Consider the following 13,132-nt stretch of genomic DNA (forward strand, 5'->3'; position numbering starts at 1 on the left):
CTGCGTTCAGTGGACCCGGTCTGCAACCGATGCCCCCGCAGCGCAGGTCTGGGGTGCCAGGCAATCGACCTGGAGCACCAGCTCCCCCAGGGCAGGATGCACGCCCTGCTCGGCCGCACGGCGCTCCACCTCGCTGCGCAATGGGGCACCGGGCAGCGCCACCGAGCGCGCACAACCCCGGCAGGCCATGCGCACCACGGTGGTCTCCGCGGCGTCCACCGGGCACAGGCTGTAGAGGGCGCGCTGACTGTGCTCGCCCCGCCCCTGCAGCAGCACGCCCAGAAACTCCAGCTGGTGGATGGCCCGGTACACCGTGCTCACGCTGACGCGCGTGCCGCGCAACAGCATCTGGCGAAACACCTCGTCGGCCGCCACACCGCAGGCGCCTGCGGCCTGGATGACCTGCAGGATGCCGATGCGCGCCGTGGTCGGCCGCAGGCCCGCATCGCGCAGGCGCTGCAGCAGCGAGGGGCACGCGCTCACGGGCGCTCCATGGCGGCCAGGCCCAGGGCGGGCCGGGGCGCTTCCCAGCCTCCGCCCAACGCCTTGTACAAGGCCACGGCCGCCACCAGCCGCGCCTGGCGCAACTGGGCCGCGTGGTCCTGTGCGGCATACAGCGTGCGCTGGGCATCGAGCAGGGTGAGCAGCGTATCGGCACCCGCGCGGTAGCGCACCTGCGCCAGGGTGTAGGCCTGTTGCGCCTGCTCCAGCACCTGGGCCTGCGCGGCGGCTTGTGCGTCGGTGCCGGCCACGGCCTGCAACGCCCGCTCGGCATCGCCCGCGGCCGCGATGACGGCGGCCTGGTACTGCGCCAGCAGTTCGTCGCGCCGCGCCTGGGCGATGTCGGCCCCGGCGGCCAGACGGCCGCCATCGAAGATGGGGGCCGTGAGCCCTGCGGCCAGGCTGTACAAGGGGTGGTCGAAGGCGCGGCCCGGGCGATCGCCCCCCACGCCCAGGCCGGCGCTCAGGGTGATGCGCGGCAGCAGTGCGGCGCGCGCGGCCTGCACGTCGGCATGGGCGGCGGCCAGTTGGGCCTCGGCGCGCGCCACATCGGGCCGGCGCACCAGCAGGTCGGCCGGCAGGCCCGCGCCAATGGCGGGTGGCTGCAGCGCAGCAAGGCTGTCGGCCTGCACGGCGGGCACCGACATCTGGCCCAGCAGCACGGCCAGCGCCGTATGCAGGCCCTGCACCTGCTGGCGCAGCACCTCGATGGCCTGGCGCTGCGTGGCCACCAGGCCACGCTGCTGGGCCAGATCCAGCGGGGTGGCGGCACCGGCACGGGCGCGCGACTCGACCAGGGCCAGCACGCGCTCGGCGCTGTGCAGGTTGAGCCCGGCAATCGCCAGGCGCTCGCGCCCGCCCACCAGGCGCAGCCAGGCCTCGGCCACGGCGGCCGTGAGCGTGAGGCCCACCGTGTCGCGGTCGAAGCGTCTGGCCTGCAGGCTGGCCAGCGCGCTGTCGTGCCCTGCGCGCTGGCGGCCCCAGAAGTCGAGCTCGTAGCTCGCGGCCAGGCCCGCGGCATAGCGGTTGGCCGCCGTGCCCTCGGTGCTGCTGCCGCCCGAGAAGCGGGCCTGGCGGCTCGCGTCCGTCGTGGCGTTCACGGCGGGCAGCAGCGCGGCGCCGGCCTGGCGCGCCGTGGCCTCGGCCTGGCGCAGGCGGGCCGCCGCAGCGGCCACGTCCAGGCTCTGCGCCTGGGCGGCCTGCACCAGCGCATCGAGTTCGGCGCTGCCCAGGCTGCGCCACCAGTCGGGGGCAATGGACAAGGGGCCGGGGCTGCCCTGCGCCGACCACTGCACAGGCAAGGCCGGCGCTGTGGCCGCCAGAGGCGGCGGGGTGGTGCTGGCGCACCCGCACAGCAGCGCTGCGGTCAGCAGGGTCAGGGCATGGGAGGAAGCAGCAGACATCGGTTCATTCATTCCGAAGCCAGGGCCACCACGGGGTCGAGCCCCGCCGCGCGGCGCGCCGGCATGTAGCCGAAGACGAGGCCCGTGGCCACCGAGCAGGCAAACGCCCCACCCATGGCCGTGAGCGAGAAGATGACGGGAACACCGGTGGCGATGAGCACCGCCCCCACGGCCAGCCCGATGGCCAGGCCCGCGAGCCCCCCACCAGCGTGACCAGCACGGCCTCGGTCAGGAACTGGCGCAGGATGTCGCGCTGGCGCGCACCGGTGGCGATGCGGATGCCGATCTCGCGCGTGCGCTCGCGCACGGTCATGAGCATCACGTTCATCACACCGATGCCGCCCACCACCAACGAGACCGCAGCGATCAGGCCCAGCATCATGGTCATGGTGTTGCGCGTCTGCGCCTCGGCCTGCAGCTTAGCGGCGGCATTGCCGATGCGGAAGTCCTCGCGCCCGTGGCGCGCCAGCAGCAGGGCGTGCATGGCCTTCTCGGCCGCCGTCACCTGCTCCACCGACGCGGCCGAGATCACCGTGTAGTCGGGCTGGGTCTGCACGCGGTACACGCGTGCCCGGCCCGCCTGGTAGGGGATGAAGACCATGTCGTCGTAGTTCTGTGCACCCGAGTCGGCACCGCGCTCGGCCATCACGCCGACCACCTCGAAGGGCGCGTTGCCGATCAGCAGGATGCGGCCGAGCGGATTCGGCGTGTCCGGAAAGAACTGTTGGTGCGCCTTGTGCCCCAGCACCACCAGTGCGGCCAAGTCGCGGTCCTCGGCCTCGGTGTAGTAGCGGCCCTGGGCCACCTTCCAGTGGTGCACGGCAGGCATGTCCTCGCTCGCGGCGAAGACATAGACCTGGCGTTCCACATTGCCCTGGCGCACAGGCGTGGGGTCGCCGATCACGGGCATCACGTAACCGATCTCGGGCAGCGCGGCAATCGCCTCCAGGTCGCCATCGGTGATCTCCCCCGGCGGCCCGCCGCTGCCCACATGGGCGCCACCCAGGTACATGATGGTCGTGCCCATGGCGCCCATCTGGTCCACCACGCGCTGCTTGGCGCCCTCGCCCACCCCCATCATCACGATGACCGAGGCCACGCCAATGACGATGCCCAGCAAGGTGAGCCCCGTGCGCGCCCGGTTCATGCGCATGCCGCGCCAGGCGCTGCGCGCGGCCTCGGCCAGCTCGGCCCAGAGGGCGCGATGCTCGCCACCCCCCTCGCCTGCCGCATGGACCGACGGCACGGCGGCCGGCTGCGCCAGCCGGGCGGGCTCCGTGCGCCCGCTGTCGGCCACGATCTGGCCGTCGCGGATCTCGATCACGCGGCGCGCCTGGGCGGCCACCTCGCGGTCGTGGGTGATGAGCACGATGGTGTGGCCGGCATCGGCCAGCTCGTTGAGCAGGGCCATGACCTCGGTGCCGCTCTTGGTGTCGAGCGCGCCCGTGGGCTCGTCGGCCAGGATGATGCGCCCGCCGTTCATCAGCGCCCGCGCGATGGACACGCGCTGCTGCTGCCCGCCCGAGAGCTGGCTGGGCCGGTTTTCCAGCTTGTCGGCCAGGCCCAGGCGCGTGAGCAGCGCGGACGCACGCGCGGCCCGGTCCTGGCGCGACAGACCGGCGTAGATGGCCGGCACCTCCACGTTCTCGCGCGCCGATTCGGCCGCGATCAGGTGGTAGCCCTGGAACACGAAGCCGAAGGCCTCGCGCCGCAACCAGGCCAGTTGGTCAGCGTCGAAGCCGGCCACGTCCTCGCCGTTGAAGCGGTAGCGCCCGCTGGTGGGCCGGTCCAGGCAGCCGAGCAGGTTCATGAGGGTGGACTTGCCCGAGCCCGAGGCCCCGACGATGGCCACGAACTCGCCCGCGTGGATGGACAGCGAGACACCGCGCAGCACCTCCACCTCGGGCTGGTCGCCGCCGCCGTAGCGCCGGCGCACGTCCGTGAGTTCGATCAGGGGAACTGCGGGGGCTACAACGTTCACAGCTTGAACCTCTTGGTGCCGCCCTGCGCTGCCCGTTCGCCGGTGACGAGTTGCTCGCCCACCTGCAGGCCACTGCGCACCTCGGCGCGGTGGCGGCTCCTCACGGCCACTTCCACGGTGCGCGATTGCACGCTGCCATCGGCCAGCAGCACACGCGCCTGGTGCTGGCGCAGTTCCGGCGCGGCCTTGGCGTCCTTGGCCACCGCACCGGAAGCCTCCTTCAATGCGGAGATGGGCACGGTGATCACACCCTTGGCCTGCGCAGTGACGAAGCTGGTCTGCGCCGTCATCTGCGGCATGAGCTCACCGTCGGTGTTGTCCACATCGAACAGCACGGTGTACGACACGGCCTTGCTCGCTGCGGCCTGCGCGTTGGCGCTGCCGCCGGCGGCCTTGCCCTCGGGCGTGGGTGGCGCGGGCAGCACCTGGCGCACGCTGCTCTGCCAGCGGCGGGCGCCCGCATCGGCCTGGTTGCCCAGCGTGGTGAAGTACACCGGCATGCCCACCTTCACACGGCGGATGTCGGCCTCGGACACATCGGTCCACACCGTCATGGCCGAGAGGTCGGCAATGCGCAGGATGTTGGGGGTCTGGTAGGTGGCATTGAGCGTCTGGCCCTCGCGTGCCTCCAGCGCCACCACGGTGCCGGCCATGGGCGCGTAGATGCGCGTGTAGCCCAGGCGCGCCTCGTCGGCCTTGAGGCTGGCCTGGGTCTGGTCGATCTGGGCCTTGATGTGCTCGATGCGCGCGGCGGTGGATGCCAGCGTGGCCTCGGCCGTCTGCAGGTCCTCCAGGCGCGTGGCGCCCTCGCGTTCCATCTGCTGCTGGCGCGCCAGCTGCTGCTGCGCCAGGCGGTGCTGGGCCTGCTGCTCGGCCTGCTGGGCGCGCAGCCCGGCCAGCGCGGCGCGGCCGCCGTCCACCGTGGCCTGCTGCACGCTGGGGTCGATCTCCACGAGCAGCTGGCCCTTCTTCACCTCGGCGCCGGGCTGCACGTGCAGCCGGTTGATCTGGCCCGAGACCTGGGCGCCCACGTCCACGTAGCGGCGCGGCTGCAGCGTGCCGATGGCACTCACCGTGGCCTCGATGTCGCCCAGGGCCACGGGCGCGGTCTCGTACACCACCGGGGTGGGCCGGGCCCACCAGGCAGCCGCCAGGGCGCCGGCCACGGCCACCAGGGCGAAAGACCCGAGCCAGCGGCCCCAGCGCGCGGAGGGAGCAGAAATGGGCGCCATCAGCGGGCCACCTCGAAGCTCAGCGTGGCCGTGTGGCGCACGTCCTCGTACTTCGTGCCATCCACCGTGGCCGCGCCGTTGACGCGGGCCGTCACCTCCAGCACGTACAGCCCCGGGAACGGGGTCGCCAGGCTCACCGTGCCGTCCTTGGCGGGCGCCAGCGTGCGCTGCCAGCCCGCACTGGTGTCCACGTTGACCTGCGATGCGGCCACGGTCTGGCCCTTCCACACCAGCTTGAAGGTGTTGCCGCCGGGGGTGGTGGGCACCAGCTCCAGGTCGTTCGCGGCGCGGGTCTCATTGCGGCCATGGCGCGCCTGGTAGAAGGTCAGCGCGCCCTTGTCGCCCACCACGCTGGTGGTCAGGCGCAAGTCCTGGCCCTCGGGCGCGGTGATGTCGATATGGCCGGCCTCTGGCGCCAGCGGCAGGTCCTTGCCATCGGCCAGGGTGGCACGCGGGGCCTTCAGGGCCGGCAGCGCGGCGCTGCGGCGCGCCACCTCGCCGGCGTAGGCGCGGGCCTGCGCGCCCTCGCGCTGCAGCCACAGGTAGTCCGCATGGGCTGCGGGGGCCATGAAGGCTGCCGCTGTGGTGGCCAGCACGGCCAGGGCCGTAGCGCGCAGGTTCTTGGAATGGAGAGAGGCAGGGATCGAGATAGACAGCATGGCGTGTGGTGGGAAAAACGGGAGGGCGACAGCAGCAATGCCCCGGGCCGGCGTGCAGCCGGCCTTTCGAAAGGCTCTTGCCATCTATGACCGACGAAACGGAAAAAAGGGCAACACAAAGCGCGCTTTTTTTGTCCTGCCAAAAAAAGAAGGGCGGCCGGTGTCCCACCTGGCGTGGAACAGTCATCCCCATCAAATGCGAATTATTCTCAATATTGTAGGTGTTGGTCACCCCGTGGCCGGCACAGGAGCCCCTGCCCGGCCAGCGCCTTTCGCTGCGTCCATCGACCCCAGCCGTGCAGGCCATGCGCGCTTCACGTATGGTGGCGGCTGGACTGAACGAACCACCGCCCTCCCCCATGGCCACACCCGACCCCACCCTGATCCACAGCTACCAGCCGCGCAACGGCCATGGCCTGCCGCACGACCCGTTCAACGCCATCGTCGGGCCGCGCCCCATCGGCTGGATCTCGACGCAGAGCGCTGCGGGTGCGCTCAATCTGGCGCCCTACAGCTTCTTCAACGCCTTCAACTATGTGCCGCCCATCGTGGGCTTTGCGAGCATCGGCTACAAGGACACGGTGCGCAATGTCGAGGAGACCGGCGAGTTCGTGTGGAACCTGGCCACGCGCAGCCTGGCCGAGGCCATGAACCAGAGCTGCGCGGCCGTGCCGCCCGAGGTCAACGAATTCGAGCTGGCCAGCCTCACGCCGCTGGCCAGCACCCAGGTGGCGCCGCCGCGCGTGGCGGAAAGCCCCGTCACCTTCGAATGCCGGCGCACCCAGATCCTGCAGCTGCAGGGCGCCGATGGGGCAGAGGTGCCGACCTGGCTGGTGCTGGGCGAGGTGGTGGCCATCCACATCGACAAGGCGCTGCTCAAGGACGGGATTTACGACACAGCCGCGGCGGGCCACATCCTGCGCGCAGGAGGCCCGGCCGACTATTTCACGGTCGGCCCGGAACAGCTGTTCAAGATGTACAGGCCGAGGTAGCCCACACCCCCTGAGTCGCTTCGCGCCTTCACCCCTCTCTCGACTCGCTGCGCGAGTCGGGAGGGGGACGCTCCCAGCGCGGCGGGGCGGCCCTTGCGCGGGAGCACTGGCCTTGAGCGTGCCAGTTCTCGCCTTCACCAGACATGGGCAGGTCAGCGGCCAAAATGCGAGGCCCAATAGAAGCTGCAGTTGCTGGTTGCTGGTTGCTGGTTGCTGGTTGCTGGTTGCTGGTTGCTGGTTGCTGGTTGCTGGCAGTTACAACTGAGCGCGCCGCGCTGTAACAAGGCGTGGCAGCATCCTGGCGAGTACCCAGGAGACCCACCATGCCCCGCCCCCACCTTGCCCTGCTGGCCTCGCTGGCGCTGCTCGCCACCGCCGCCGTAGCCGCGCCCACCATCGGGCCCTGCCCCGTGCTGCCGGCCGACCATGTGTTCAACACCCGCATCGACCAGCTGCCGGTGCACCCGCAGTCGGCGGCCTTTTTGCAGACCATCAGCACCGGCAGCCGGCGCCTGCACCTGGACCTGGGCCAGAGCGAGGACATGGCCAGCACCGAGTACTGGGGTATTCCGTACAACGTGGTGCAGGGCAGCAAGATCACCTGGCCTGCGGTCTATTTCGATGCCGACGGTGCCCCCGATGAAAGCGATTGCGCACGCGCCGACGGCAGCCTGGCGCGGCCCTGCACGGGCCTGACCAGCCCTGCGCGCCTGCCCTTCCCGCTGCAGCCCAAGGTGGAGGGCGGCATCAGCAGCAACAAGGCCATCTACAACGACCACCACATCCTCAGCGTGGACACCGACACCTGCACGCTGTGGGAAAGCTACCTGAGCTATGCCCGCGCCGACGGCGGCTGGGACATCTACAGCAGCGCGGCATTCGACCTGCGCTCCAACGCGCTGCGGCCTGCAGGCTGGACCTCGTCCGACGCGGCGGGCTTCCCGATCTTCCCGCTGCTGCTGCGCGCCGACGAGGCCAGCACCGGAGAGATCCAGCACGCGCTGCGCTTCACCATCCAGAGCAGCAAGATCCGCACGAGCTACACCTGGCCCGCGCGCCACCTCACGCGCAATGGCGATGCCTCGGCCGCCAAGCCGCCCATGGGCCAGCTGTTCCGCCTGCGCGCCGACTACCCCGTGCCCGACAACTACACGGCGCAGGCCAAGGCCATCCTCAACGCGCTCAAGCGCTACGGCATGTACATCGCCGACGGCGGCTCCGACATGTACATCACGGGCGACCCGAGCCGGCTGTGGCAAAGCGCCACCATCACCCAGGTGCAGACCGTGCCGCACACGGCCTTCGAGGCCGTGGACCTGTCGCCCATCACCACGCGCGTGGGCTTCAGCGCCGACAGCGCGCGCGTGCCGCCCGCGCCCGGCGGCGGGCCGCTGACGCCGGCCAGCTTTTCGGGCACGACCGAGGGCACGGTGCAGTCGCTGCGCCTGACCGGGCGCGTGCAGCCCGCATCGGGCGATGTGGGCCAGGGCGGCGTGGTCTATGTCGTGGCCGTGGTACCCAACGTGGGCGTGGCGGTGCTGACGCCACAGGGCTGGACGCTGTTCAACGGCGCCTCGACCCCAGCGCCGGCCTGGCAGGGCACGCTGAGCGCTACGCAGACCGTACCCATTCTGGAACTGGTCAATGTGAGCAGCCTGCGCGGCACGCAGTTCTTCCTGGGTTACGGCACCAGCCTGGCAGACATGCTGAACAACGGCAAGTTCCAGCTGATCTACACGGTCCCCTGAGGCCCTTTCAACGGGAGAGCGGCGCACACAGGCCCTGCCGCGGCGCCCTGCCCCACTGCTCCAGCCACGCCCAGAGCTGCTGCACGCCGTCGCGCCCGGGGCTTTGCAGACCGTGGTCGGCACCGGGCAGTTCACGCGCACACCAGGGCGCCTGGCGGCCCTGGGCCTGGCCCGCCCCGCGGCGGAAAGCCTCCACAGGCACCAAGGCATCGTTCGCGCCCCAGACCTGCAGCACGGGCCATGGCCCTTCGCGCAAGGGCCGGGCCAGCGGCCAGTGCCACAGGTCGCGCCAGTAGCCCAGGCTGCGGCCCTGCACCACCGCACTGTCGGGCAGGCTGCCGGTCTGCTGGCGGCCCAGGGCCTCCCAGTCGGCCGCCACGCCCAGGCGCTGCGCCTGCAGGGCGCCGGCCTCGCGCGGGTCCAGGCCACTTCCCGACAGCAGCACCAGGCCCGCCAGGCCCGGCACCTCGGGCGCCAGCGCAGGCAGCAGTTCGGCCCCTTCGGAGATGCCCACCAGGACCTGGGGCATGGCGGGCAAGCCCTGCGCCTGGCGCTGGCGGGCATCGGCCTGCAGCGCGGCCCGTGCATGCTCGCGCCAGGCCGAGAGGCGGTCGGCCTGCACGAATTCGGCGGGGCAGGCGCCTGCTGCCGTGCGGGCCGCGGGATCGACGCCGGGCTTGTGCAGCACCAGCACCTCGGCATGCAGCAGGCCGGCGAAATAGCGGTCGGCCAGCGGCCCCATGCCGGCACAGCCCGAGCCCGGCACCACGATCACGCGGTAACGCAGCGGTGCGGTGCGCGCGGGGCGCTGCAGGGCCTGCACGCTGGCCCCGCCCGCCCCGGGCAAGGGGTAGGACGCAAAGGCGGTGGTGGCCGGTGACTCTGGCTCGGGCGCTGCGGCGCAGCCGCCCACAAAAAAGGCCAGCACCAGGCTGGCCTTGAGGGCGCGGGTCGGGATGGCGCGGGCCATCCACGCTGCGCGAGGGGCACGACTCACTTGAGGATCAGCACCTGGTCGGCCTGCGGTGCCGGCATGGGCTGGCCGCCGCCCTGGTAGACCACGGGCGGTGGCGGCGGAGCGGCCGGGCGCACGCCGCGCGCCAGGTGGGCGTCGGTGTAGCCCAGCTGGGTGGCCAGCTGTTCGTACACGCTGCCTGCCAGGCTGCGCGAGGTCTCGCTCATCACCTTGGCGCGGTTGGGCGGGGCGATGTCGCCGCGGTTGGACAGGATCTTGGTGTCGTTGCCTTCGCCCTGTGCGGAGAAGGCGGCCTTGATCTCATAGGTGCGGGTGTTGATCAGCGAGAAGTCGGCCAACAGCTGCAGGCCGTACTGGCGCGTGGCGCTGGTCGTGCCCTGCAGGGGCGAGAGCGCATCGGTGAAGTTGATGCTGGAGACCACGCCGAAGAGCACGTAGTCGGCACCGGCGAACTCGCCCTTCTTGATGCGCGCGATCACGTTGGCCACCTGGTTCTGCGCCTGGGGTGCAGCCATCTTGCCGGTCTGCACCTGGTTGAGCACCTGCTCGGCCTTGCTGTTCTGCGGCTTGCCGGCATCGAAGCCCTTGCCCTGCACCAGGCGGAAGTAGGTGCCCTGCAGCAGCGCGCCCTTGATGTCGTTGGTGTAGCCGCCGAGCTCGCGCTGCTCGATGTAGCTGTAGCGGCCGGCCACGAAGGTGCCGCTGGCCTGCTCCGAGGCCTGCATGGAGTGGCTGCCCGAGCCGCCGTACATGCCGTGGCTGTGGCTGCCGCCGGCGCTCATCTGGGCGCTGCGCTGGTAGGCGCCGGCCACGAAGTATTCCGAAACCTGCTGGGCATAGGCCAGGTCGGTCACGGCGATCTTGGGGGCAGCATTTTGCGCTTGGGCGCCCGTGCCGAGGGTCAGGGCCAGCACGGAGAGTGCGGCCGCCAGGGTGGTTCTGCGTTGCATGGTGAAGTCCTTTCAGTGCCGCGGCCGATCAGCGCTTGCTGGTCTTGCGGATTTCCTTCTCGTCCTGCCATTCCACGGTGCCTTCCTGCACGTCGAACAGCTTGAGCGTGAACTTGTAGTACACGTCCTTGGTGGTGTTGCTCTGCTTGACGATGCTGGTCAGCTCGCCTTCCATGGTGTACTTGGCGGCCGTCATCTGGCCGACCTTGGCGGTCGTGCCCTGCTTGTACAGGCCGCTCTGGTTCTGGCGCTGCAGCTCGTCCACGCCCTGCTGCATCTCGTTGATGGAGCGCACGAAGCGCACCTTGCCGGACTTGACCAGCGCGGTCTGGATCGAGTTCATCACGTTGGTGGTGTCGATGTACTCGCTGGTCTTGTTCTTCACGGTGGAGATGGTCACCGTGGGGCGGCCCTGGAAGATGCCGGTTTCGAGCAGGCCGCCGGTCATCTTCTCGGCGATCATCTGCAGGTCGGTGGAGCCGAACTCGTTGGTCACCAGTTCCACGGCCTTGGCGTCGCCGTAGTTGACCTGGCGGTCGAAGCGCACGGTGGGCGAGGACAGGTTCTGGCAGGCCGAGAGGGCCAGGGTGCTGGCCGCGAAGGCCAGGACGAGCGCACTGCGCTGGATGGTATTGCGTTGCATGGTGGGTTCTCCGGTCGGCGCTGAAGTGCTCAGCGCGGTTCTACGTTCATTTCCAGGCGCAGGTCGACTGCGGCGCTGGTGGGGGCTACGCTCTTGACGGTCTGCTGGCCCAGGCCGAGCACGCTCATCTGCTTCCACGACTCGCCGTCACCCACCTGGTTGCCCACCTGGTCCACCCACTTGAAGCGGTAGAACACGGTGCGGTCGGTGCGGCCCATGTTGGCCATGTCGGCCTGCACCACCAGGATGTCGTTGGTGCGCACGATGCGCATCTCGCGCACGGCGATGTTGTTGGCCTCGCCGCGCAGTGCCACCTTGGAGGCCACAGCGATCGGGGTGGCCGGGTCATGCAGCTGGGCGTGCGCCGCTGCGCCGGTCAGTGCCATCAGGGCAACGCCGATGGCGGTCAGGTGGGTGCGGATAGTCATGGATCAAACTCCTTGGGGAAACAGTCGTCGGTTCAGTTCTTGGCCGGGGTCACGGGCGCTTGCGCGGGCTTGGCCGCAGGCCGCGTGCGGTTGGTGGTCGTGGTGGTGGTCTTGGTCGTCGTGGTGGTGGAGACCGACGTGGTCGACGCGGCGGGCACGTTGACGGGCGCAGGCGCCACCGCCGCCGTGGAAGCCGCGGCCGCCAGCTGGCCGACCGAGGCCACGTCGCCCATGAGCACGCTGTTCTCGTACAGGCGCAGGGGCACCAAGGCGTACTGGCCATCGACCTTCACGGGCTGGGGCAGCGCGCGGCCGTTGATGGTCACGGTGTGCTCACCGGGCGGCAGGTAGCCGCGGGCCACGTAGACGCGGCCGGGCAGCATGCGCCACATGCGGTCATCGGCCTGCTCGGTGGCCGAAGCCGCCACGGCACCCACGATGCCGCCCAAGAGACCGCCCTTCTTCTGCAGTTGGTCCTGCATCACGCCCTTGGCGACGGCGCGCGTGAAGCCGCGCAGCACCATGCCGGGCATTTCGTCCTTGAGGGCGCGGCGTGCCATCACGTTCACGTCGACCACCTTCTCGAGCTTGAAATCGGTGCCCGCAGCCGACAGGTTGGTCAGCGGCGCGTCGCGCGAGGGCTCGATCACGGGGTAGGACACGCTCACTGTGGTCCAGCGGCTGCCCACGGGCACCGGCAGCGTGAAGGCACGGGGCTTGCGCGCGGGGGCGTCGCCGGCCTCGACCACGAACAGCACGTCGGTCATGCGCTGGCGGCGCTTCCAGGTGAAGCTGGTGCGGCTGTCCAGGCCGCGCAGGCCTTCTTCGAGCACGCCAGTCTCGGGCTTGAGCTCGATGGCCTTGCGGTAGCCGGGCGCTGCCAGGCCGGGCTCGTTGAGCATCTCGTACAGGAAGCCGGCCAGGTAGTGGCTCAGCGCGTTCTGGTAGCCGTTCTTCAGGGCCAGCACCTCGGGGTCGTTGAAGGTCTCGACGGGGTAGCCGTTGAGCTCCTTGCCGCCTGCGCTGGCACCCTTGGACTTGGCTTCCTGCTCGGCCGCCAGGGTTTCCTTGGAACGGAACTCGGCGATGATGGCCTCGCGTTCGTGCGTGCGCTTGATGTCCACACGGGCGTTCTCGACGTCGCCCACGGCCACGCGGTTGAGCGCCAGGCGCGTGGTCAGCCAGACCTTCTCGTAGTCCTGGCCTTCATAGGCCTTCAGGCGCTCGCTGATCAGTGCCGCGCCCACGGTGCCCATGAGCTTTTGCGGGTTGCTCTTGGCCGTGTCTTCCCATTCCTTGACCTTGATGTCGGCCAGCAGGAAGGCATTCGTGCTGTCCACGTAGCGGCGGTCCATGCGCAGCAGCTCGCCGCGCTCCATGTTGAACAGCAGCGCGGTCTTCTCATCCTCGCTCTTGGCCGTGGATTCGAGCTGCGCGATGGCGGCGGGAATGCCGCCGGCGCGGCCGGCGCCCTGCACGTCGCTGGCCAGCTTGTCGTGGCTCTGCATCGTCGCGCAGCCCGTGAGGGCCGCGCTCAGCGCCAGCGCCCACAGCAGGCGGGGACGGAATTGGGGTTGGGATGTCATGGATACTCCTTGCAAATGGATCGGGTGCTCACC

General features: G+C 70.3%; 11 protein-coding genes and 1 pseudogene. 2 read left to right on the forward strand and 10 right to left on the reverse strand.

Annotated elements, in window-relative coordinates:
- Positions 1-6 precede the first annotated feature (6 nt).
- The 5 genes and pseudogenes from AC3WOH_RS00775 to AC3WOH_RS00795 all read right to left on the reverse strand — a co-directional run bounded on the left by AC3WOH_RS00775 (position 7) and on the right by AC3WOH_RS00795 (position 5,776).
- Entirely contained in the window at positions 7-483 is a 477-nt protein-coding gene (locus tag AC3WOH_RS00775) for a Fur family transcriptional regulator (RefSeq protein WP_492227510.1), read from the reverse strand.
- Positions 480-1,904, reverse strand: a complete 1,425-nt coding sequence (locus AC3WOH_RS00780; RefSeq protein WP_492227511.1) for an efflux transporter outer membrane subunit — start codon at positions 1,902-1,904, stop codon at positions 480-482. Before AC3WOH_RS00780 ends, AC3WOH_RS00775 begins: the two co-directional genes overlap by 4 nt.
- Before the next feature lie 8 nt (positions 1,905-1,912).
- Positions 1,913-3,885 (reverse strand): annotated as a pseudogene (locus tag AC3WOH_RS00785) (MacB family efflux pump subunit).
- Positions 3,882-5,117, reverse strand: coding sequence for an efflux RND transporter periplasmic adaptor subunit (locus tag AC3WOH_RS00790; RefSeq protein ID WP_492227512.1), 1,236 nt, complete (start codon positions 5,115-5,117; stop codon positions 3,882-3,884). The pseudogene AC3WOH_RS00785 and the gene AC3WOH_RS00790 overlap by 4 nt, the downstream one beginning before the upstream one ends.
- Positions 5,117-5,776 (reverse strand): hypothetical protein, encoded by a 660-nt coding sequence (locus AC3WOH_RS00795; RefSeq protein ID WP_492227513.1) that lies wholly within the window; start codon positions 5,774-5,776, stop codon positions 5,117-5,119. The genes AC3WOH_RS00790 and AC3WOH_RS00795 overlap by 1 nt, the downstream gene beginning before the upstream one ends.
- Before the next feature lie 359 nt (positions 5,777-6,135).
- Here AC3WOH_RS00795 and AC3WOH_RS00800 point away from each other — a divergent pair, with 359 nt between their 5' ends.
- Together AC3WOH_RS00800 and AC3WOH_RS00805 are read left to right on the forward strand one after the other, a co-directional pair.
- Entirely contained in the window at positions 6,136-6,768 is a 633-nt protein-coding gene (locus AC3WOH_RS00800; protein ID WP_492227514.1) for a flavin reductase family protein, read from the forward strand.
- Positions 6,769-7,091: 323 nt separating this feature from the next.
- Entirely contained in the window at positions 7,092-8,516 is a 1,425-nt protein-coding gene (locus AC3WOH_RS00805; RefSeq protein ID WP_492227515.1) for a hypothetical protein, read from the forward strand.
- Between the two features lie 7 nt (positions 8,517-8,523).
- Here AC3WOH_RS00805 and AC3WOH_RS00810 read toward each other — a convergent pair whose 3' ends face one another.
- Genes AC3WOH_RS00810 through AC3WOH_RS00830 form a run of 5 tightly spaced genes read right to left on the reverse strand, consistent with a single transcriptional unit; the run spans position 8,524 to position 13,099 of the window.
- Complete coding sequence (locus tag AC3WOH_RS00810) at positions 8,524-9,486, reverse strand: alpha/beta fold hydrolase (RefSeq protein WP_492227516.1); 963 nt, start codon at positions 9,484-9,486, stop codon at positions 8,524-8,526.
- A 23-nt stretch (positions 9,487-9,509) separates the two neighbouring features.
- A complete protein-coding gene (locus AC3WOH_RS00815) occupies positions 9,510-10,442 on the reverse strand; it encodes a hypothetical protein (protein ID WP_492227517.1) in 933 nt (310 codons plus the stop codon).
- Positions 10,443-10,470: 28 nt separating this feature from the next.
- Complete coding sequence (gene lpoB / locus AC3WOH_RS00820) at positions 10,471-11,085, reverse strand: penicillin-binding protein activator LpoB (RefSeq protein WP_492227518.1); 615 nt, start codon at positions 11,083-11,085, stop codon at positions 10,471-10,473.
- Positions 11,086-11,114: 29 nt separating this feature from the next.
- Complete coding sequence (locus tag AC3WOH_RS00825; protein WP_409961563.1) at positions 11,115-11,513, reverse strand: YcfL family putative periplasmic lipoprotein; 399 nt, start codon at positions 11,511-11,513, stop codon at positions 11,115-11,117.
- A gap of 32 nt (positions 11,514-11,545) precedes the next feature.
- A complete protein-coding gene (locus AC3WOH_RS00830) occupies positions 11,546-13,099 on the reverse strand; it encodes a COG3014 family protein (protein WP_492227519.1) in 1,554 nt (517 codons plus the stop codon).
- Between the last annotated feature and the right edge of the window lie 33 nt (positions 13,100-13,132).

Source organism: Acidovorax sp. FW305-C-20-28 (genome assembly GCF_058783375.1).

Bases quoted from the DNA above. Each gene is read 5' to 3' on its own strand.
- AC3WOH_RS00780 (WP_492227511.1), bottom strand. From the start codon at position 1,904: ATGTCTGCTGCTTCCTCCCATGCCCTGACCCTGCTGACCGCAGCGCTG.
- AC3WOH_RS00790 (WP_492227512.1), bottom strand. From the start codon at position 5,117: ATGGCGCCCATTTCTGCTCCCTCCGCGCGCTGGGGCCGCTGGCTCGGG.
- AC3WOH_RS00795 (WP_492227513.1), bottom strand. From the start codon at position 5,776: ATGCTGTCTATCTCGATCCCTGCCTCTCTCCATTCCAAGAACCTGCGC.
- AC3WOH_RS00800 (WP_492227514.1), top strand. From the start codon at position 6,136: ATGGCCACACCCGACCCCACCCTGATCCACAGCTACCAGCCGCGCAAC.
- AC3WOH_RS00805 (WP_492227515.1), top strand. From the start codon at position 7,092: ATGCCCCGCCCCCACCTTGCCCTGCTGGCCTCGCTGGCGCTGCTCGCC.
- AC3WOH_RS00810 (WP_492227516.1), bottom strand. From the start codon at position 9,486: ATGGCCCGCGCCATCCCGACCCGCGCCCTCAAGGCCAGCCTGGTGCTG.
- AC3WOH_RS00815 (WP_492227517.1), bottom strand. From the start codon at position 10,442: ATGCAACGCAGAACCACCCTGGCGGCCGCACTCTCCGTGCTGGCCCTG.
- lpoB (WP_492227518.1), bottom strand. From the start codon at position 11,085: ATGCAACGCAATACCATCCAGCGCAGTGCGCTCGTCCTGGCCTTCGCG.
- AC3WOH_RS00825 (WP_409961563.1), bottom strand. From the start codon at position 11,513: ATGACTATCCGCACCCACCTGACCGCCATCGGCGTTGCCCTGATGGCA.
- AC3WOH_RS00830 (WP_492227519.1), bottom strand. From the start codon at position 13,099: ATGACATCCCAACCCCAATTCCGTCCCCGCCTGCTGTGGGCGCTGGCG.